Here is a 20,110-nt window from a genome sequence, read left to right on the forward strand (position 1 = left end):
CCACAGAGATTTAGGTTCACTGATAGAGTTTCTTTTCTAAAATTTGCTGTAGTACCGGGTCAGGCAGCAGGTAGCGGGGGGATTTTCCATGCTGGAGCAACATCCGAATTTGGGTGGCTGATATCTCCAGTTGGGTAACGGACAGGGGGAGGATGAGTCCAGAGGCCTTTGTGCTTAAATCGCTCGGATTATGCGTGATTCGATCTTGATAATGAGTCGGATCAGTTTCTCCTGGTCGTTGCATCACCACTAGATGGCAAAGTGACAAGATCTGGTTGGGTTCTTTCCAAAGGGGGAAACCATTAAAGGCATCACTTCCCAGCAGCAGGCAGAAGGTCTCGTCTGGTTGTTCTGCCGTTAGCGAAAGCAGGGTATCCACCGTATAAGACTTCCCCCTTCTCTCCAACTCCCGGGTGTCAATGGTCAAGAGCGGTTCATCCTCAACCGCAGCCTTTAGAAGATCTAGACGCTGTTGTGGGGTGCTGGTGGGTGCGTCTCTGTGCGGTGGGTCTGATAACGGGATCAGTTTGATCTGGCTCAGCCCCAGCGCCTGTTGAACATCCAATGCAGTACGCAGATGGCCGTAGTGGATGGGATCAAAAGTGCCGCCGAGTATGCCAATCATAAAAGGTTTGGTGCCCCTCCTTGGATGGAGGGACACTTCCTAGGTGCGGATGTGCCCATCGCCAAGGACAATGAACTTGACTGAAGTAAGACCTTCGAGGCCGACGGGGCCACGAGCGTGGAATTTGTCTGTCGAAATACCGATTTCGGCACCCAAGCCATACTCAAAACCATCCGCAAAACGTGTAGAGGCATTCACCATCACTGAGCTGGAGTCCACTTCCGAGAGGAAGCGCCGGGCGCGGGTATAGTTCTCGGTAACGATGGACTCTGTATGCCCGGAGCTATGCCGGTTGATGTGATCAATCGCCTCATCCATGTTCTTTACTACGCGAATCGAGAGAACCGGCCCAAGGTATTCTGTATCCCAGTCTTCGTCCGTTGCGGGTATGCACCCCTCCAAGATTTCGCAGCAACAGGGGCAGCCACGTAGCTCCACCTCATGCTCGGAAAAGGCGGCCCCCAGCAGGGGTAGAATATCCTCTGCAATAGCTTCGGCCACCAGCAGGGTCTCCATGGTGTTGCAGGTGCCATAGCGTTGGGTTTTGGCGTTGATGGCGATATCAAACGCCTTGACGTTATCGGCCTGATCATCAATATAAACGTGGCAGATGCCATCGAGATGTTTGATGACTGGAACACGCGCATCCTTGGAGATGCGCTCAATCAGTCCTTTGCCGCCACGCGGTATAATCACATCAATCGCCTCGGGCATGGTGATCATGGCACCCACCGCCGCCCGGTCCGTGGTGGCCACGACTTGAACGCAATCGGCAGGGAGTCCGCTCTGTTCCAAGCCGCGCTGAATGCTGGCGGCGATAGCCTGGTTTGAGTGAAAGGCCTCAGAGCCGCCCCGTAGTACGGTGGCATTGCCTGATTTTAGGCAGAGTGCGGCCGCATCCGCCGTAACATTGGGGCGAGACTCATAGATGATGCCTACCACGCCTAGCGGTACGCGCATACGTCCCACTTGAATGCCGGTGGGCCGGTATTTCATGTCAAAGATCTCACCAATGGGATCACTGAGGGAGATGATCTGCTGAATCCCTTCAATCATGCTGTCGATACGCCCTGGTGTCAGTTCCAGACGATCGAGTAGGGCCGCATCAAGACCTTTCGCTCTACCGGCCTCAAGATCGCGCTGATTTTCGGCCATCAGCTGTTCTCGCTGTTCCTCCAGGTCCTGGGCGATCGCCAGCAAGGCCGCATTTTTGTCACCCGTAGAGGCGGCTGCGAGTCTGCGTGATGCGGCTCGGGCGCGTTGACCGAGTTCGGTCATATAACGGTTGATGTCTACAATTTCACTCGACATGGTCATTCCGGTGTTCGGTAAGCTGAATGTAATGGAGGGAGTCTAACAAATTGTTTCGGGGTTGCGTGAGACAATCTGTCGAGCGGTTACTCCGCCAGTAGTGGTGCACCTGCCATGCGGGTGCAGATGCGCTGCAGTTGCAACCATGGGTCTTGCGGGTTTTGCCCCTTGATGGCTCGGTCGGTGAGGCAGCAGAGTTGCAGCAGTTTTTTCCATTCCCGTCGGTTTAATCTCTGCAGGCCCTGACTGACCAATGGTTTGCGTTTGTCCCACACTTCACGGGCTGTTGCGACGACTTGTTGTGGTGAGCGTCCCTGTTCAACTTGCTGTGCTAAGGTGCAGAGGAGCCTGATTTCCCGTGTCAGTGCCCAGAGTATAATGGGCGCGGCGGTGCCTTCTGCGCGCAGCCCGTTAAGCATGCGTATACTGCGGGCGATGCCTCCTTCAAGTGCACTGTCTACCAGTCCATAAATGTCGTATCGAGCGCTATCCGCAACGGATTCCTGGAGCTGCTCTAGATTGATCACGCCCGCGCCGAAAAGCAGCAGCAGTTTGTCGATCTCTTGGGCTGCCGCCAGTAAATTGCCCTCAATTCGCTCCGCCAGCAGGTGCGCAACTTGTGGACCAGGGATCAGCCCAGCCGTTCGCATGCGCTGTTCAATCCAGGGCTGCAGACGGTTTCCCTCGATCGGCCAGATCTGAATAAATACACCTTTCGATTCGAGGGCCTTGAGCCATTTGCTACTGATCTGGCTCTTGTCGAGCTTGGGTAGGGTGAGCAGCAGAATGGTGTCTTCCGGGGGGCGGTCGGCATATTCACTGAGTGCTTTGCCGCCCTCTCTGCCGGGTTTGCCTGAAGGAAGGCGAAGATCAATGATCCGCTTCTCCGCAAAGAGCGAGAGGCTGTTGGCCTCGGCGGTCAGCTCGTTCCAGTCAAATTTTGCTGTGGCGTCGAGTATGTCTCGCCCGCTGAAATCTTGGGCTCTGGCGCTTGAGCGGATAGTGTCACTGGCTTCGTTGATCTGTAACGGTTCGTCCCCGCTGACGACATAGATAGGGGCCAGGCCATTCCGTTGAATTTGCGATAACAGCTCATGGGGGCGGACGCGCATCGGAGTCTACGGGTGGCCGCTACTAAAGCTGCGCTTCCAGCCTTCGCATGATTTGCGAGGCGAGGTCGCGTTGCATATCTTTACGCAAGGTTCCTTCTTCCTGCTGCTTACCCAGTACCTCTGTCTCTGAATTGAGGTAGGTGCTGGTAATGCTGACGACTTGCTCTTTAACCAGTTCATGGCCGTCTGCGGCAATCAAGCTGAAAGTGGCCCCTTCATGCAGCTCGTATTCAGCCACATTTCCGTTGCCGTCTACAGAGATGACGCGCCGGTCACTGGCTCGCTGGGTGATTTTCAGCGTGCTGACGGCACTGTCGCGGGTTTTAACCACCTGTAAATCACTGTAAGTGATCATCTGGGTCAGCTCTCTGCCCAGCTCTTCATATTCTCCGACGCCCTGAATGAATACGGGGCCTATTGAACTGGGGAGGTTGGTGCTGCCGCGCAGTTGAAAGCCGCATCCCTGAAGCGTCAGCGATGCCACCATTATCAAGAGTGCAAGGTGGCGTGACTTAATCCCAATCATGTTGTTCTCCGCTCTTGCAGACAGTGTCTGCTCCTTTAGGCATTATTTTGCGACAATATTAACCAGTTTATTGGGTACCACAATAATTTTACGTATCTGGGCATCGCCGATGAATTTCTGAGCGTTAGGGTCATCTTGAGCGGCCTGTTCAATGGCTGCCTTGTCTGCATCAGCGGGGACTTCGATTTTGGCCCTTACCTTACCGTTGACCTGAATGACGTACTGTATGGAGTCCTGAATCAAGGCACTCTCATCGGCCTGTGGCCAGGTCGAGTTCAGTATTTCATCGCCAAGGCCAAGCGTGCGCCACAATTCATGGGTCATGTGGGGTGCAATGGGGCCCAGTAGTCGCAGGACAATGCTCATGCCTTCACGAAGTAGGGCTGCATCGTTTGGTTCATCGCCCAGTTTATAGAGCGTGTTGACGATCTTCATGGCAGCCGAAACGACGGTGTTGAATTGCTGGCGATCGTAATCGAAACAGGCCTGTTTAAGGGCGGTGTGTATCTCAAGTCTTGCCGTTCTCTGCTCGGCGTTTAAGTTGTTCAATGTGCCATCTGTTGTGGCAATGATCGTGTGCTTTTTATAAGCCAACGCCCAAAGACGTTTCAGAAAACGGTTGGCGCCTTCTACGCCATCATCGGACCACTCCAGTGATTGCTCAGGAGGTGATGTGAACATGGTATAGAGGCGTACTGTATCAGCGCCAAATTTATCGACCAGCGATTGTGGGTCGACGCCATTATTCTTTGATTTCGACATCTTTTCGATGCCGCCAATCTCGACTGAATTGCCATCGGCGATAAGCTTGGCGCTGACTACTCGGCCTTTTTCGTCTTGCACGGTTTCTACGTCAGCCGGGTTGTACCAGGATTTCCCGCCATCGCTCTCGCTACGATAATAGGTCTCGGCCACCACCATGCCTTGTGTCAGCAGCTTGGTGAAGGGTTCACTGTTATCGATCAGTCCCGCATCACGCATCAGCTTGTTGTAGAAGCGTGCGTAGAGCAGATGCAGGATAGCGTGTTCGATGCCGCCGATGTAGTGATCGACAGGCAGCCAGTAGCGGGCCCGCTGGTCCAGCATTTGATCATCTGCATCCGGGCAGGTATATCGGGCGAAGTACCAGGAGGACTCCATGAAGGTATCAAAGGTGTCCGTTTCGCGTTCAGCATCACCGCCGCATTCAGGGCACGGGGTTTGATACCACTCGGGCATCTTCTTGATAGGCGATCCGCCAGTGGCATCAAACGCAATGTCTTCTGGAAGAATAACAGGAAGCTGCTCTTTGGGTACCGGGACGATGCCGCAGCGATCACAATGAATCATGGGGATTGGCGCGCCCCAGTAGCGTTGTCGGGAGACTCCCCAGTCACGCAGACGGAAGTTAACCCTTTTTTCGCCTTTGCCTGCAGACTCAAGGTGTTGGGCAATGGCTTCGAAAGCATCGGCTGAGCTCAATTCATCGAAGATACCTGAGTTTGTCAGTACGCCCTTCTCGGTATAGGCGGCCTTGTCAATCGCGCAGTCACTGCCGTCAGGGGAGAGGATGACCTGCTTGATCGGGATGTCATAGCGGTGTGCAAACTCCCAGTCCCGCTGATCATGCCCGGGGACTGCCATCACGGCCCCAGTGCCGTAACCCATCAATACGAAGTTGGCTGCAAAGATCGGTACAGGCTCCCCGGTAATGGGATGCAGGGCATTGATACCGAGGCGATGGCCTTTTTTCTCCATCAGCTCAATATCTGCTTCGGAGGTACTGCCTTGCCGACACTCATCAATGAAGGTGTGCAGTTCTGGATTATTCTCTGCGGCTTTTAGGGCAAGAGGGTGTTCTGCTGCGACGGCCATATAGGTGACGCCCATAAGGGTGTCTGGACGAGTCGTGTAGATGGTGACTGTCTCATTGGAGTCTTCGATGCCGAACTCCATCTGCACGCCTTCGGAGCGGCCGATCCAGTTCCTTTGCATGGTGCGCACCTGTTCTGGCCACTCCTCCATGCGATCCAGTTCTTCCAGTAATTCGTCTGCATAGTCAGTAATCTTGACGAACCACTGGGGGATTTCGCGTCTTTCTACTAGGGCGCCAGAGCGCCAGCCGCGACCATCAATTACTTGCTCGTTGGCAAGCACGGTCTGATCAACCGGGTCCCAGTTGACGACAGAGTTCTTGCGGTAGACCAGTCCTTTTTTGAACAGCTCGGTAAACAGCCACTGCTCCCACTTATAGTACTCGGGCTTGCAGGTTGCCAGCTCTCGTCCCCAGTCATAGCCAAAGCCCAGCTGTTGTAGCTGGTTTTTCATGTAGTCAATATTGGCGTAAGTCCATTTGGCTGGAGCCATCTTGTTTTTTATTGCGGCCCCTTCTGCGGGTAAGCCGAATGCATCCCAGCCCATGGGTTGTAAAACGTTTTTCCCCAGCATGCGCTGATAGCGTGTAACAACGTCGCCAATCGTGTAATTGCGCACGTGCCCCATATGCAGTTTTCCACTGGGATAGGGGAACATGGAGAGGCAGTAGTACTTCTCTTTGGTCGTATCTTCAGTGACCTGGAAGCTCTTATTGTCTGTCCAGTATTGTTGTGCTGCAGGCTCAATGGAGGCTGGTGTATATGTCTCTTTCATTTTCAGGGCGGGTTACTAATAAATGCTGTAGATTAAACGACTAAGGATACCCTACCACCGGTTAGACATGAAGGCATATCATCTGTCGGGACGGACATAAAAGCCATTCTTCAGGGCTTTTTGTCAATAAACAGGAAAAAAGTGCGTATTCTGTGTTAGCCCTGTCTTGAGTTATGGCGAAGTTGGTGTAAAACATAACTATAAGAGCGATCGTTTTGTGCCATGTAACAGAGACGAAGTAAGGATGCATTATGAGCGATAGAGATGAGAAAGATCCCGTCGAGCGGATGGTAGATGCCTATGAGCGGATGTTGGAGTATGTGGATGGGGTGATTGGCAAAGCAGAAAAAAGTACGTTGCCCTCACTCAAGAAGAGTTTGGATGCGGCGAGGGAAAAGGCCGTTGAACTGAATGAGTTGACGCGTGAAGAGGCGGAAAAAATTGCCACTTACGTCGAGCGGGATATGAAAGAGGCCGCCCATTTTCTGGTAGAGACGGGTGATGAATTTCGGGATTGGTTCCGATTTGATGTGGAGTTGATAGAGGGGCGGCTAATGGAGATGTTTGCCTCGGTTGCTGACCGGACGCGTCTGGAATTAGAGCGTTTTGCCAATCAGGCTCGGCAAGCGGCTATCTACCGAACAGGTGAGGTTACCGGGCCGGGTACCCTGGTTTGTGATCAGTGCGGTAAGGAGTTGCACTTCCATAAGGCCGGGCATATTCCGCCCTGCTCAAAATGTCGAGGTACAACCTATCGGCGAAGTTCAGAGCAGGTGTAAGCTTGGGCATAATCAGGCAATAAAAAACCCGTCGTTTTTGACGGGTTTTTAGTTTCGCAAGAGCGCTAAGATTATTTAATCTTGGCTTCCTTGTACATGACATGCTTGCGAACTTTGGGATCGAATTTTTTGATCTCCATCTTGCCCGGCATGTTGCGCTTGTTTTTGGTGGTGGTGTAGAAGTGACCGGTTCCGGCACTTGATACGAGTCTGATTTTATCACGCATGGTCTCTGCTCCTTAGAACTTTTCGCCACGGGCACGCATGTCGGTGAGAACTGCGTCGATGCCTTTTTTGTCAATGATGCGCATGCCACTGGCGGATACGCGCAGACGAACCCAACGGTTCTCGCTCTCTACCCAGAAGCGATGCTGGTGGAGATTCGGCAAGAAGCGACGGCGGGTCTTGTTGTGGGCGTGGGAAACATTGTTCCCTGTCACAGGCCGCTTGCCCGTAACCTGACACACTCTGGACATGGTTAAATCCTCGAAAAACTGTCTTTTGCTACCCTGAAACTCAGGATGCGATGAAATCGTTTACACCCCCAGTGGGGCGAAGAGGCGGATTTATAGCAAAAAGCCTTTTGCGTTTCAAGTTTTCTTTATGCCTTTTTTTAAACGCTATGGCATGGTTTGTCTAGGAAATCCGCATAATTGTTATATATCTCAATGCATTGAGGTCTTTTGCTTTAAATGTCGCCCTGTTCGGCCATGGAAATAACTTCTCCATGGCCGATTACCATATGATCCAGTAACCGAATATCAACTAAGGCGAGCGCCTGCTTAAGTTGTTGTGTGATGGAACGATCAGCCTGGCTGGGTTCGGCAATGCCTGATGGGTGGTTATGCGCCAGGATCAGGGCTGCGGCGTTGTGTGCCAAGGCTCGCTTCACCACTTCACGCGGGTGGACGCTGGCGCCATCGATCGTGCCCCGGAAAAGCTCCTCATACTCTATGACACGATGCCGGGTATCCAGGAACAGACAGGCAAAGACCTCTTGCGGATAGGTTGAGAGTCGGGCCTGTAGGTATTCGCGGGTCTGGCGAGGGTTGGTTATGGCCTCGCCTCTGTCCAGATTTTCCCGTAGATGTCGGCGGCTCATTTCAAGTACCGCTTGTAGTTGGGCATATTTGGCGCTGCCCAGGCCGTGACTGCGACAAAAGCTGGCACGGTCAGCAGCGAGTAGATTGCCCAGTCCTTTATGCTGATCAAGCAACTCACGGGCTAAATCAACGGCGCTTTTCCCTTTGACTCCGGTACGCAGAAATATCGCCAGTAGTTCAGCGTCGGAGAGGGCGGATGGTCCTCTCTGTAACAGCTTTTCCCTTGGACGTTCATTGGTAGGCCAATCAGTGATTGCCATATACACCTCCCTGTTGCAATAGGCGATAAAATCATATCAATAGATAGGTGTGGGTTCCAGATAATCGTTCATTCAGTTAATCTGGGAGACTTTATGACTAATGTGAAGCTGATCAATGCAGATAGGTGATGTGAATGTTCTCGCGGATAGGAAGGTATTGCTGGGAGTCACCGGTGGTATAGCGGCCTATAAATCAGTTGAGCTTGTCCGGCTTTTGCGGAAATCCGGTGCAGAAGTTCAAGTGGTCATGACGGGCGGTGCCAGTCAGTTTGTAACACCTATGACACTCCAGGCGGTATCCGGCCGCACTGTTCGGCAGGATCTGTTCGATCCGGGGCATGAGGCGGCAATGGGGCATATCGAATTGGCGCGCTGGGCGGATGTGGTACTTGTGGCACCAGCCAGTGCCAGTTTTATCGCCCGGTTGGCGAATGGTTTTGCCGATAATTTACTCTCGACGCTCTGTCTGGCAACGGCAGCGCCACTTATATTGGCTCCCGCGATGAATCAACAGATGTGGCAAGCTCAGGCCACACAGCACAATGTGGGGGTGCTGCTTCATCGGGGTGTGCGGCTTTGGGGTCCTGCTTTGGGTGATCAGGCCTGTGGTGAGGTGGGTCCTGGTCGGATGGTTGAGCCGGAAGCGCTGTTTCAGCAGCTCTGTAATCACTTCTCATCGGGACCGCTCTCTGGCGTTCGCGTGCTGTTGACCGCCGGACCAACACGGGAACCAATTGACCCCGTCCGCTTTATCGGTAACAGAAGCTCTGGAAAAATGGGTTTCGCCCTGGCAAGGGCCTTTGTCTCTGCAGGCGCAACGGTAGAGCTAGTTGCCGGGCCTGTTTCTTTGGCTACCCCCGCGGGTGTTGCACGCTTTGATGTAGAAACCGCTCGAGAGATGGAGCAGAAGGTGCTGGATCGGGTGACTGAGTGCGATATCTTTGTCGGCTGCGCGGCGGTAGCCGATTATCGCCCCGAGGTGGTGGCGGATCAAAAAATCAAGAAGAACAATGAACAGATGGAGATTCATCTGGTGCGTAATAATGACATCCTGGCCACAGTAGCGGCATTGTCCAAGGCGCCATTTACCGTCGGCTTTGCGGCAGAGACACAAGCGCCAGAGACCTATGCCGAGAAGAAGCGAATTGCCAAGAAGATTGATATGATTGCCGCAAATTTGGTTGGCGCATCCGAAGGTGGATTCGAGCGGGACGAGAATGCACTGACCCTGTTATGGGAAGGTGGGCAGAAACGTTTACCCTTGGCAGATAAAGGGATGCTGGCAGAACAATTGGTAACCTTGATAACGGAACGCTATGAAAACAGATATCCAGCTTAAAATTCTTGACCCCCGGCTGGGCAGTGACTTTCCCTTACCCGCTTATGCAACAGCGGGCTCTGCCGGCATGGATCTGCGTGCCATGCTTGACGCTCCGCTGGCGCTTGGTCCGGGAGAGACTCAACTTATCCCAACTGGCATGGCGATCCATGTGGAAGATCCCAAGCTGGCAGCGGTGATTTTGCCGCGTTCCGGGTTAGGCCATAAACACGGCATTGTATTGGGTAATCTGGTGGGGTTGATCGACTCCGATTATCAGGGGCAGCTGTTTGTCTCTTGCTGGAATCGTGGCAGTGAAACCTTTCGGATAGAGATTGGTGAGCGAATCGCTCAGCTTGTCGTCATTCCGGTGGTCAGGGCCGAGTTTGAGATTGTGGATGAATTCCGCGCTTCGGAGCGGGGTAGTGGGGGATTTGGACATTCCGGTAGGCATTGAGCGCCAATCGGAATCAATAAATTGTCTTGTCCGGGCCTGATGTTGTAAACAGTAGACATTATGTCATTGTAGACCAGCGCTGATGTAGGTGATTCTGGGGAGAGTCAGGGATGTGGTTATGTTAAAACGAAAAAAAGCGGTTAACGAGGAAGAAGGGGCGGCACCGCCAACACGTGTTGTGGCTGTTGCGGGAAGTGCAGGACGATATTTCAATGTCGCTGTTATGACGACGCTCATCCTTATGATGATTGCCGCCGCGGCTATCGTTTTTCTGCAGTCCCAGCAAGATCAGCGAACAAGTCTGAAGCAACTCCAGTTGGTTTCTAAAAGCCTTGCCACAGGGATCGCTGACAGTTTGGCCATTAAACGGGATTTGCTTGCGGGGCTGGCGACACAGCGAGAGATTAGAAGTCAGTTGCTGAATGAGGATGTGAGCGGGATGAGAGTCCAGGAGCAAAGGCTCCAGCGACTGCTGCCGGATGCCTTGAAAGTGCGCCTGTTCCCTAAAGGTTGGGATCAGTTGGACCCCGCGAGTGAGCCACCTATCAGCTACGCCTCGCTGGATATGCTTCGAACAGTAGAGCGGGGCTCTGCACCATCCGTTGCCGAGGTCCATCAAATAGGTACTGCGCAACAACATATTGCCCTTGCGGTTCCTGTGCTTGCTGACGAAGGTGGCCCTGTTGTTGGGGTGTTGCATGTGGCTTATCCCTATAGCTGGCTGCAGTCCGGGGTGGCGGCATTTTCAGGCGTTGATGGCCGTATTGAGCTGCAGCAACTGGTCAAAGGGGCTCCTGTTGTGCTTGTAGCAGCAGGTGATTCAGGCGCGTCAGTAGCTGGTTCAACAGCTATTTCTGGCAGCATCTGGCAGATCGCATTTGCACCCAATGGGGCGAACTGGACAAGTGAGGTACAGGTATTCTCACTGGTTGTTATTGGCATGACAGCCTTGCTGATAATGGGCGTCCTTCTCTTGCAATCGAAGCGCTTCAAGCAGGCCATGCGGGATGATCTTGAATCCATGTTTTCCCTTGTTGAGGTGCTTAAGAGTGGTTTGATTGGACGCATCAATCAACCCCGGCTCGAAGAGTTTGGCCATGTATTCGGTCTGATCAGGCAGATATGGCAACAGTCATCACGTAAGCCGGCGTCAGAGGCGGTGGCGGTGAAGAGCGAAACCAGTGAAGCTGAGTTGACAGATCTTGAAGCTTTTGAGGATGAGTCTACCAGTCCAGCCTACAGTGAGCCTCTTGAGGCACTGCCCACTTCCATCTTCCGCGCTTATGATATACGCGGTGTTGTTGGTCAGACACTGAATGAGCGAATTATTTTTGAGATAGGGCGGGCTATTGGCAGTGAGGCACAGGACCAGGGGCAGCATACCGTTATAGTGGCCCGTGACGGCCGACATTCTGGGGCGGCATTTAGTCGCGCGCTCAGTGATGGCTTAATGGCGAGCGGTTGTGATGTGCTGGATATTGGCATGGTGCCTACACCGGTTCTCTACTTTGCGACCTATTTTCTAGGCAGTAATTCCGGTGTGATGATAACGGGTAGCCATAACCCCTCTGATTACAATGGCCTGAAGATTGTGATCAACGGTTCGGCGCTATCCGGTGATGGAATCGCTGGATTGCGTGAGCGTATCGAGCGCGGAAATCTGAGGCAGGGTCAGGGTGTGCTCCATGAGCAGGATCTGTTGCCAGATTATATCGAGCGCATTGTTGATGATGTGCAATTGAGCCGCCCCCTCAAATTGGTGGTGGATTGTGGTAATGGTGTGGCCGGTGTGGTAGCTCCTGCCCTGTTCCAGGCATTGGGTTGTGATGTGACGCCACTCTACTGCAAGGTCGATGGGGATTTTCCAAATCATCATCCAGATCCCGGTAAACCGGAAAATCTTGCTGATCTGATCACGGCTGTCAGAGAACGCAAGGCCGATCTGGGTGTTGCCTTCGATGGTGATGGTGACCGGCTGGGCGTGGTGGATGCAACCGGCAAGATCATCTGGCCGGATCGGTTATTAATGTTACTTGCGCGTGATGTCCTGTCTCGTCAACCGGGTGCCGATGTGATCTATGATGTCAAATCGAGTCGTCACCTTGCGGATGAAATTCTCTCCTACGGTGGGCGCCCCATTATGTGGAAGACGGGGCACTCCCTGATTAAGGCAAAGATGCGTGAGACGGGCGCGTTGCTGGCGGGGGAGATGAGCGGTCATCTGTTTATTAAAGAGCGCTGGTACGGTTTTGACGATGGGTTATACTCTTGCGCCCGGTTGCTTGAGCTGTTATCGAGCGAGCCCATGTCAGTAACAGAGGTATTTGCGGGGCTGCCCGAGAGTGTCTCTACGCCAGAGTTAAATATTACTTTTGCCCATGAGGGCGAGAACTTTGCGCTGATGGAGAAGCTGGCGGAAGGGGTTGATTTTCCCGATGCCAAAGTGGTGGATATTGATGGGTTGCGTATTGAGTTTGAAGATGGATGGGGTCTGGTCAGGCCATCAAACACTACGCCCTCTTTAGTGTTTCGATTTGAGGCGAACAGTGATGCATCCCTAGAGCGGATACAACGGCAGTTTCATGATTGGCTGTTAGTCACTGAGCCTGGTCTTCAGCTCCCTTTCTAGATAGGCAATCTACTCGAAACCGGTTAAAGAAGGATAATTCTACTCAGCAACAGGGCGCCGGTACTGGGTCTGTACCGGTGCGTTTGTAATTATAACGAATAGTGAACAGTAACATGAGTTTAACGCCAGAATCAGCACACAATGTGGCCCATGTCCTCACGGAGGCGTTGCCCTACATCAAGCGCTTCCGCGGAAAAACCGTGGTGATCAAGTACGGTGGTAACGCCATGACCGAGGCCGAACTCAAAGACGGCTTTGCACGTGATGTTGTATTAATGAAGTTGGTTGGCATCAACCCGGTAGTTGTACACGGTGGCGGTCCCCAGATCGGTAATCTATTAAGTCGGCTGGGTAAGCAGAGCGAGTTTATCCAGGGGATGCGGGTCACTGATAGTGAAACCATGGATGTGGTGGAGATGGTGCTGGGTGGTCAGGTCAACAAAGAGATCGTCAATCTGCTCAATCAGCATGGTGGGTCTGCTGTCGGCCTGACAGGCAAAGATGGTGGCCTGATTCATGCGCGTAAGCTGATTTTGAAGCGTACAGCGCCTGAGTTGCAAGCGCCCGAAATCATCGATGTAGGGCATGTGGGTGAGGTCGCCAGTATCAATAAGGCGGTCGTAGATATGCTGGTGAGTGGTGATTTCATTCCTGTCATTGCACCGATTGGTGTGGGCGATGATGGACGTTCCTATAATATCAATGCGGATCTGGTCGCCGGTAAAATGGCTGAAGTGCTACAGGCAGAAAAGTTGATACTGCTGACCAACACCCAGGGCTTGTTGGACAAGGAGGGTAATCTGCTTACTGGCCTGACTGCCGGGCGAGTGGATGAGTTGATTGCCGATGGCACCATCTATGGTGGTATGTTGCCGAAGATTAAATGTGCCCTGGATGCAGTGAATGCGGGCGTTAACTCATCGGTTATTGTAGATGGCAGGGTTAAGCACGCTGTCCTGCTTGAGCTGTTTACTGATCAGGGTATTGGTACCTTGATCAAGCGCCGCTGAGTTTTATTGATGAATCAGAAGGTATCCCGTAAACAGATGATCCTGGAATCGCTGGCGGCAGAGCTGGAGCGTAGTCCCGGTGAGCGGATCACAACGGCAGCATTGGCGCGCGCGGTGGGTGTCTCCGAGGCGGCACTCTATCGGCATTTCGCCAGCAAGGCGAAGATGTTCGAAGGGCTGATCGGGTTTGCTGAAGAGTCTGTGTTTGCCCGTATCAATCAAATACTCGAGAGTGAGCGGGAAACCCGGGCACGCTGTGCCAAAGTGCTTTATCTTTTACTCGCTTTTTCCGAGCGTAATCCGGGTATTACCCGTGTGCTGCTGGGTGATGCGCTGGTCGGTGAAACGGAGCGATTACATCAGCGAGTAGAGCAGTTCTTTGCAAGGCTTGAGACGCAGTTACGGCAAATTCTCCGGGAATCGCGAATGCGTGATGAGAGTCTATGCGTTGATGCAGAGGGTGCGGCAGCCTTGATGCTGTCTCTGATCGAAGGGCGTATGCATCAATTTCTGCGGACGCGTTTCAAGACATCGCCGACCATTGGCTGGGAGCTGCAGTGGGCTATTTTGGAGCGCGCGCTGTTTCAGGATAATGCCTGAGAGGGAAACGTTTTTTTACTGGTTTACTGAGTCAGCCAGATACTGCTTGAAACCAACACGAATCTGTTCCACCTGATCGGTTTGACAGTGCTCTGTCCCGCGGGGTGATGGTTTGCACTGTAGATCCATGAAGAGTTCGGCTCCGGGCCGGTCTTTATAAAGAATACGTGAAGCGGTCAGGCTGATGTCATCATCCTTGAGGGGTGCCGCTGACATGATAATACTGTCGCTGAGCATCTGTAGGCGGGTGGTGGCGTATTTACGTACATACTCTTCCACCTTTTCCCAGGCTTTATTACAAGCCGCATCATCCGGGCAGATGACCACGGTATCCAAAAGAGAGCGGTCTTTCTTGGCGTTAAGTTGGGGGTCCGCATTTTCATCATGCAGGTTTTTAAGGCTGCGGAATCTGGCTAAATCCTTGGCTGCAATATTACGGATCACCTCTTTTTCCTGCTCCTTCTGAATGATGGTGGTGTAGCTGTCTTTCAATTGGGTGCGGGTATATTCAATATCCTTGAGCAGGTTTTCCGAGAGTGGCTGACCCTGACGCTCCATGGCGGCGGCGCTCTGCTGCATCTCAGCCAGCCTGTTTTTCATGCGTCGGATATTGCTGCGAATAACCTGAATGTTGGAGTCTATGGCGGTGAGTTTGCCATTTCGCGCCATTAATAGATCATCTTCAGTGCGGAAGGTTCGGAGTAGAACCAGGTCCTTGGCGCGTTGGATCTCTATGAGTCGCTGCTGTTCTGCGCGTAGTTTTTCCAGTTCTTTCTCTTTGGCGATCTCCTCTTCGGTCTTGGCAGCCTGAAGGCGCTCAACCTCACGGCCTGATTCGCTCAGCTCAGAGCGTGCATTCCTGGAGTGCTCTGTAGGTACTTTGTCAGAGAGGTGGACGTTGCCTTGTTCATCGACCCAACGATAGATTTTACCAGCCTCTGCCTGCATGGCCGATAGTGCGTAGGTGGCAAGTAATACCATGAGTAGTCTGTCTGGTCTGATCATAGTTCCTGGGTAGTCTCAATGTATCAGTGATCTGTTATCAGTATAACGGCACTATCAGATAGAATTTAGCCTGTGTAAAGCCAACAGGTCACACTCCGTACTCATCCCTATAGGTCTGGATCATTTCGAGAGAATCTTCTGAGCCACTCTTGGTTGAGAGATACTCAACCAGATGCTCAAGTCGAACAATGGCCGCAACCTTCAGATTGTAGTTCTTTTCGACCTCTTGAATGGCGGAGTGTTCCCCTTTTCCTCGCTCTTGTCTGTCCAGCGCAATGACCACGCCGGCCGGGGTGGCTCCTTCCGCTTCAATAATATCCATTGATTCACGTATGGCTGTGCCCGCCGTGATAACATCGTCAATAATGAGTATCCGTCCTTCAAGTGGGTGTCCCACGATAGTGCCACCCTCGCCGTGATCCTTGGCCTCTTTTCGGTTGAAGGCGTAGGGGATATCAATCCCATGATGATCGTATAATGCAGCCGCTGTCACTGCTGCCAGCGGAATGCCCTTGTAAGCGGGACCATAGAGGATGTCGAAAGGAATGCCGGAGTCGACAATGGCCTGGGCGTAAAATTTACCCAATCGTGCCAAGCTGGAACCGCGGTTAAATAGGCCTGCATTAAAAAAGTAAGGGCTGACGCGGCCAGATTTTAGGGTGAATTGTCCAAAGCGTAGTACGCCCACATCCAGGGCGAAGTCCAGAAAATCATTTTGATAGTTTTGCATGCTTGACTCCGATTGCAGATCATAAATTGTCCGTTTACTGCTAAAAGTATGCAAGTAGCAGATACACCGTTATGCGGAAAAAGTGCAGTAATCAGTTACAATCACTGACTTAGGCTTGGTTTCAGAATAAGAGAGTGCCCGCATATGGTGGTTGCAGAGGGAAAAGGCTGGGCGGAGGCGCTGCGTGCTTATCGTCATCCCAAGGTGCTGACTCTCTTTTTTCTGGGCTTCTCTGCCGGCCTGCCACTCCTGCTCATCTTCTCCACCTTGTCACTCTGGCTACGAGATGCTGATGTCGATCGATCCACCGTAACTTATTTTAGCTGGGCTGCGCTCGGTTACTCGTTCAAGTTTATCTGGGCGCCCATTGTTGATCGTCTGCCGCTTCCGTTATTAACGGCCCAACTGGGGCGGCGCAGGAGTTGGCTGTTGCTGGCCCAGCTCTCAATTATTGGCGCCATCGTATGGATGGCATTTACTGACCCGGCAGAGCATTTGACGCTGATGGCCTTTGCCGCGGTTTTGTTGGGGTTCTCTGGTGCTACCCAGGATATTGTGATTGATGCCTATCGCATTGAATCGGCTAACCGGGAGTTGCAGGCGCTGATGGCATCTACCTATATTGCCGGCTATCGAATCGGTATGTTGGTAGCAGGTGCAGGGGCGCTCAAGTTGGCTGTCTGGTTTGGTGCGGAGGGGGGGTATAACTACCCGGCATGGCAGTGGACGTACCTTTGTATGGCTGCTGTGATGTTGGTAGGTGTGATCACGACTTTGCGGGTGCCCGAGCCGGAAGTTGTGACCGTACAAAAAACGGCGTTTCGTAGCACAGCGGATTACCTGCGCTTTTTGTTGCTCTTTGTAGTGCTGGTTTCGGCCTTTGCTGTGAGCTTTTTCCTTGCCCGGGATTGGTTCGGGATGGTCGGCGAGTTGTTTGTCGATCATGTTGGGCTAGATCACCTTGCAGCCGGTTTTTTGGCCGAAATGCTCAGACTCTTATTGTCTGTTGTATTGACCTTTCTGGTGGCCCGCTTTCTCGTGTCGCTTGGGCTGGTTCAAGGTGCTGTCCTAAGGGAGACCTATCTTGATCCGGTCGCTGACTTTTTTCGACGCTACGGCCGTATCGCGTTGTTGATCCTTCTGCTGGTAGGTCTTTATCGGGTTTCAGATATTGTGCTGGGGGTTATTTCTAACGTCTTCTACCAGGACGTCGGTTTCAGTAAGGATCAGATCGCCGATATCACGAAAACCTTTGGTCTCATAATGACCATTATGGGTGGTTTTCTGGGCGGGATGCTTTCGCTTCGTTATGGCGTGATGCGCATTTTGTTTTTAGGGGCCTTACTTTCAGCGGGTACTAATCTACTTTTTTTGCTCTTGGCCCAAGGCCAGGCGGATGTCACATTACTCATTGTGGTGATTACTGCGGATAACCTGAGCGCAGGTCTTGCTGGCGCCGCCTTTGTTGCCTATCTCTCAGGTCTTACCCATGTCGCATTTACGGCATTTCAATATGCGCTGTTCAGTTCCCTGATGACGTTATTGCCAAAACTGCTAGGAGGGTATTCCGGCTCAATTGTTGATGCTATCGGTTATGAAAGGTTTTTTCTAATGACTGCATTGCTGGGGCTGCCGGTATTACTGCTGATCTATCTGGCGAATCGATTTATTGAGCATGAGTGAGTTTGGTGTGGATCGTAGGATAAAAATGGGTTCATTCGGCTGGGATCATAAGGATTGGCAGGGGCCGTTTTATCCGGATGACCTCCCGGCAGATTGGCGGCTCAGCTACTATGCCAATGAGTTTTCAGTGGTTCTTGTACCGTTCTCAGTCTGGACTGCGGATGAGTGTGCTACGTGGCATGATGATGTCCCGGAATCATTTCGCTTTGTCCTGGATATTACCCCTTTTTCAGGTGAAAAGGATGTGTTGCGGTGTTTGAAGGTCGTGGTTGATGGGTTGGGTGATCGGCTTGCCGGCATCGTCTCCTGGGCCATTTTATCCAGTGAAGAGGCTAGGCAAATTGAATCCACGGTTGGCTCCGGTTTACTGATCACCCCATCCCCTGATGACATAAGTCCTGTTATAGGAATGGATAGGGCGTCAAATAGCGCATTAGTCTGTCTGCTGTTACCCGATGAGTTAGGGCGAGATCTTGTTGCGCTACGTGTCCTGATGGAGTCGTTGATGATTGCAGAGGCGTCGTGGCATGTCGCGATGATTTTTTTCTCTGGCGAGCCACCAGCGATTAAGGTGATAAAAGATGCAGAGGTTCTGCAGCAGTTGCTTGGTTGAATCTCGATTATCTATTTCTTGTCATGCTTGACGCTGTTGTTTGCAAAAGGTGAGAATGGCGCCTTTGTCTGTGAGTGCGTGTTTTGTGGCGTCAATGGAATGAGTTGTTGGAGTGTGGATGAGTGATGATGGAGTCGGCTGACAATCAGGAGCCTTTGGTTCGGATACGTGACCTGCGTTTTTCCCGTGGTAATCGAGTCATTTTTGATGGCGTGGATATCGATATTCCGCGTGGCAAGGTGACCGCGATCATGGGGCCGAGTGGGACTGGCAAAACGACGCTGCTAAAATTGATCGGTGGGCAGTTGCGTCCCTCCTCGGGGACGATTCACGTCGATGGACAGAATATCCACAGGCTGGGAAATCGGGATCTGTATAAGTTGCGCATGCGCATGGGCATGTTGTTCCAGAGCGGTGCACTTTTGACCGATATCAGCGTGTTTGAAAACGTGGCCTACCCTTTGAATGAGCATACGGATCTGCCGCCTTCCATGATTCGCAAGCTGGTGCTGCTTAAATTGGAAGCGGTCGGACTGCGGGGTGCTCGTGATCTGATGCCCAGCGAGCTATCGGGGGGCATGGCGCGTAGAGTGGCGCTGGCGCGTGCGATGGTGCTAGACCCCATGATGATCATGTACGACGAGCCCTTCACGGGGCAGGATCCGATCTCCATGGGTGTTTTGGTTGAGCTGATTCGTTCCCTCAATGATGCCAGTCGGTTGAGCAGTATTATTGTTTCACATGATGTGCATGAGACAGCCGCCATCGCAGATCTAATCTATGTAATATCAAATGGTAAGGTGATTGAGTCGGGGCCGCCTGAGTCGATGATGGATTCGAAATCGGCTTGGACGCGTCAGTTTATGCAGGGTCTGGCCGACGGGCCTGTGCCCTTCCACTATCCTGCCGCAGAGCTGGCTGATGATCTGCTGGAGGGTGCATGTTAGATTCCCTGGCAAGATTGGGGCGCATTGGTATTGGTGTGCTCGAGCGGTTAGGTCGGGGTCATCTGCTTTTATTGGGCATGTTGCGGGGTGTGACCGATCTTCTCCCTCGTCCCGGATTACTGATCAAACAGATCTATTCTGTTGGTGTGTTGTCTATATTGATTATCAGTGTTTCTGGTCTGTTTGTTGGCATGGTGCTGGGTCTGCAGGGATACTACATACTTTCCCAGTTTGGTGCGGAGCAGACACTTGGCGTTATGGTGGCCGCTTCGCTGGTGCGTGAGCTTGGGCCTGTGGTGGCGGCGTTACTGTTTGCCGGTCGTGCCGGATCTGCCCTGACGGCCGAGATTGGCCTGATGAAGGCAACGGAACAGTTGTCTGGACTGGAGATGATGGCGGTTGATCCTGTCCGTCGAGTCCTAACACCGCGTTTTTTTGCCGGCTTCATCTCCATGCCATTGCTGGCTGCACTGTTTAGTGCGCTTGGGGTGATTGGGGGCTATTTTGTTGGTGTAGGTTTGTTGGGTGTTGATGACGGTGCTTTCTGGGCACAGATGCAGGCTAAAATTGATCTGCATGAAGACGTGTTCAACGGCGCAATAAAAAGTGTGGTGTTTGGGTTGGTGTGTACCTGGATTGCGCTCTTTCAAGGTTTTGACGCGATTCCTACCTCTGAAGGAGTCAGTCGGGCGACTACCAGGACGGTGGTTCACTCATCACTGGCTGTGTTGGGACTGGATTTTATTTTGACGGCACTGATGTTCGGGGATTGAG

At 52.4% G+C, this 20,110-nt stretch carries 20 protein-coding genes; 10 read left to right on the plus strand and 10 right to left on the minus strand.

The genetic code is table 11. The features are described 5' to 3' along the window. Window positions 1-16: 16 nt before the first annotated feature. From nadD to leuS, 5 genes are all read right to left on the minus strand, one after another. Complete coding sequence (gene nadD, locus FHP88_RS06345; protein WP_144358168.1) at window positions 17-625, minus strand: nicotinate-nucleotide adenylyltransferase; 609 nt, start codon at window positions 623-625, stop codon at window positions 17-19. A gap of 39 nt (window positions 626-664) precedes the next feature. Then, the gene (locus FHP88_RS06350) at window positions 665-1,936 is read right to left on the minus strand and encodes a glutamate-5-semialdehyde dehydrogenase (protein WP_186297629.1); all 1,272 of its coding nucleotides are present in this window, start codon (window positions 1,934-1,936) and stop codon (window positions 665-667) included. 86 nt (window positions 1,937-2,022) lie between these two features. Beyond that, on the minus strand, window positions 2,023-3,048 hold the full coding sequence (gene holA, locus FHP88_RS06355; RefSeq protein ID WP_144358170.1) for a DNA polymerase III subunit delta: 1,026 nt from the start codon (window positions 3,046-3,048) through the stop codon (window positions 2,023-2,025). 22 nt (window positions 3,049-3,070) lie between these two features. After that, window positions 3,071-3,574 carry an LPS assembly lipoprotein LptE gene (gene lptE, locus FHP88_RS06360; RefSeq protein WP_144358171.1) on the minus strand — a complete coding sequence of 168 codons (504 nt, stop codon included), beginning with the start codon at window positions 3,572-3,574 and terminating at the stop codon, window positions 3,071-3,073. Window positions 3,575-3,616: 42 nt separating this feature from the next. Further along, on the minus strand, window positions 3,617-6,202 hold the full coding sequence (gene leuS / locus FHP88_RS06365; RefSeq protein WP_144358172.1) for a leucine--tRNA ligase: 2,586 nt from the start codon (window positions 6,200-6,202) through the stop codon (window positions 3,617-3,619). 251 nt (window positions 6,203-6,453) lie between these two features. Here leuS and FHP88_RS06370 point away from each other — a divergent pair, with 251 nt between their 5' ends. Beyond that, the gene (locus FHP88_RS06370; RefSeq protein ID WP_144358173.1) at window positions 6,454-6,981 is read left to right on the plus strand and encodes a zinc ribbon-containing protein; all 528 of its coding nucleotides are present in this window, start codon (window positions 6,454-6,456) and stop codon (window positions 6,979-6,981) included. A 71-nt stretch (window positions 6,982-7,052) separates the two neighbouring features. On the opposite strand, the gene rpmG is transcribed toward FHP88_RS06370, so the two are convergent. The 3 genes from rpmG to radC all read right to left on the minus strand — a co-directional run bounded on the left by rpmG (window position 7,053) and on the right by radC (window position 8,344). Beyond that, on the minus strand, window positions 7,053-7,208 hold the full coding sequence (gene rpmG / locus FHP88_RS06375) for a 50S ribosomal protein L33 (RefSeq protein ID WP_144358174.1): 156 nt from the start codon (window positions 7,206-7,208) through the stop codon (window positions 7,053-7,055). Window positions 7,209-7,220: 12 nt separating this feature from the next. After that, on the minus strand, window positions 7,221-7,457 hold the full coding sequence (gene rpmB, locus FHP88_RS06380) for a 50S ribosomal protein L28 (RefSeq protein ID WP_144358175.1): 237 nt from the start codon (window positions 7,455-7,457) through the stop codon (window positions 7,221-7,223). Window positions 7,458-7,669: 212 nt separating this feature from the next. Then, entirely contained in the window at window positions 7,670-8,344 is a 675-nt protein-coding gene (gene radC, locus FHP88_RS06385) for a RadC family protein (RefSeq protein ID WP_144358176.1), read from the minus strand. 115 nt (window positions 8,345-8,459) lie between these two features. Between radC and coaBC the strand changes: the two genes are divergently transcribed. From coaBC to slmA, 5 genes are all read left to right on the plus strand, one after another. Continuing rightward, window positions 8,460-9,683: a bifunctional phosphopantothenoylcysteine decarboxylase/phosphopantothenate--cysteine ligase CoaBC gene (gene coaBC / locus FHP88_RS06390; RefSeq protein ID WP_144358177.1), complete on the plus strand. Its 1,224-nt coding sequence runs from the start codon at window positions 8,460-8,462 to the stop codon at window positions 9,681-9,683. After that, window positions 9,661-10,119, plus strand: coding sequence for a dUTP diphosphatase (dut, locus tag FHP88_RS06395; RefSeq protein ID WP_144358178.1), 459 nt, complete (start codon window positions 9,661-9,663; stop codon window positions 10,117-10,119). Before coaBC ends, dut begins: the two co-directional genes overlap by 23 nt. 118 nt (window positions 10,120-10,237) lie before the next feature. Next, complete coding sequence (locus FHP88_RS19450; RefSeq protein ID WP_144358179.1) at window positions 10,238-12,748, plus strand: phosphomannomutase/phosphoglucomutase; 2,511 nt, start codon at window positions 10,238-10,240, stop codon at window positions 12,746-12,748. A gap of 113 nt (window positions 12,749-12,861) precedes the next feature. Then, window positions 12,862-13,758 (plus strand): acetylglutamate kinase, encoded by an 897-nt coding sequence (argB, locus tag FHP88_RS06405; RefSeq protein WP_144358180.1) that lies wholly within the window; start codon window positions 12,862-12,864, stop codon window positions 13,756-13,758. A 9-nt stretch (window positions 13,759-13,767) separates the two neighbouring features. Beyond that, on the plus strand, window positions 13,768-14,358 hold the full coding sequence (gene slmA / locus FHP88_RS06410) for a nucleoid occlusion factor SlmA (RefSeq protein WP_144358181.1): 591 nt from the start codon (window positions 13,768-13,770) through the stop codon (window positions 14,356-14,358). Window positions 14,359-14,373: 15 nt separating this feature from the next. Here the strand turns inward: slmA and FHP88_RS06415 are convergent, their stop codons facing one another. Together FHP88_RS06415 and pyrE are read right to left on the minus strand one after the other, a co-directional pair. After that, window positions 14,374-15,363, minus strand: a complete 990-nt coding sequence (locus tag FHP88_RS06415; RefSeq protein WP_144358182.1) for a DUF4124 domain-containing protein — start codon at window positions 15,361-15,363, stop codon at window positions 14,374-14,376. 88 nt (window positions 15,364-15,451) lie between these two features. Beyond that, window positions 15,452-16,093 carry an orotate phosphoribosyltransferase gene (gene pyrE / locus FHP88_RS06420; RefSeq protein WP_144358183.1) on the minus strand — a complete coding sequence of 214 codons (642 nt, stop codon included), beginning with the start codon at window positions 16,091-16,093 and terminating at the stop codon, window positions 15,452-15,454. Between the two features lie 144 nt (window positions 16,094-16,237). Between pyrE and FHP88_RS06425 the strand changes: the two genes are divergently transcribed. The 4 genes from FHP88_RS06425 (at window position 16,238) to mlaE (ending at window position 20,109) form a co-directional block, all read left to right on the plus strand. Then, window positions 16,238-17,776: an AmpG family muropeptide MFS transporter gene (locus tag FHP88_RS06425; RefSeq protein ID WP_144358184.1), complete on the plus strand. Its 1,539-nt coding sequence runs from the start codon at window positions 16,238-16,240 to the stop codon at window positions 17,774-17,776. Then, window positions 17,769-18,389 (plus strand): DUF72 domain-containing protein, encoded by a 621-nt coding sequence (locus tag FHP88_RS06430; RefSeq protein ID WP_144358185.1) that lies wholly within the window; start codon window positions 17,769-17,771, stop codon window positions 18,387-18,389. Before FHP88_RS06425 ends, FHP88_RS06430 begins: the two co-directional genes overlap by 8 nt. 125 nt (window positions 18,390-18,514) lie before the next feature. Beyond that, window positions 18,515-19,336 (plus strand): ABC transporter ATP-binding protein, encoded by an 822-nt coding sequence (locus FHP88_RS06435; protein ID WP_144358186.1) that lies wholly within the window; start codon window positions 18,515-18,517, stop codon window positions 19,334-19,336. Beyond that, window positions 19,330-20,109 carry a lipid asymmetry maintenance ABC transporter permease subunit MlaE gene (mlaE, locus tag FHP88_RS06440; protein WP_144358187.1) on the plus strand — a complete coding sequence of 260 codons (780 nt, stop codon included), beginning with the start codon at window positions 19,330-19,332 and terminating at the stop codon, window positions 20,107-20,109. The genes FHP88_RS06435 and mlaE overlap by 7 nt, the downstream gene beginning before the upstream one ends. Window position 20,110 lies beyond the last annotated feature (1 nt).

Source organism: Sedimenticola selenatireducens (genome assembly GCF_007625115.1).
GTDB classification, from domain to species: Bacteria; Pseudomonadota; Gammaproteobacteria; order Chromatiales; family Chromatiaceae; genus Sedimenticola; species Sedimenticola selenatireducens_A.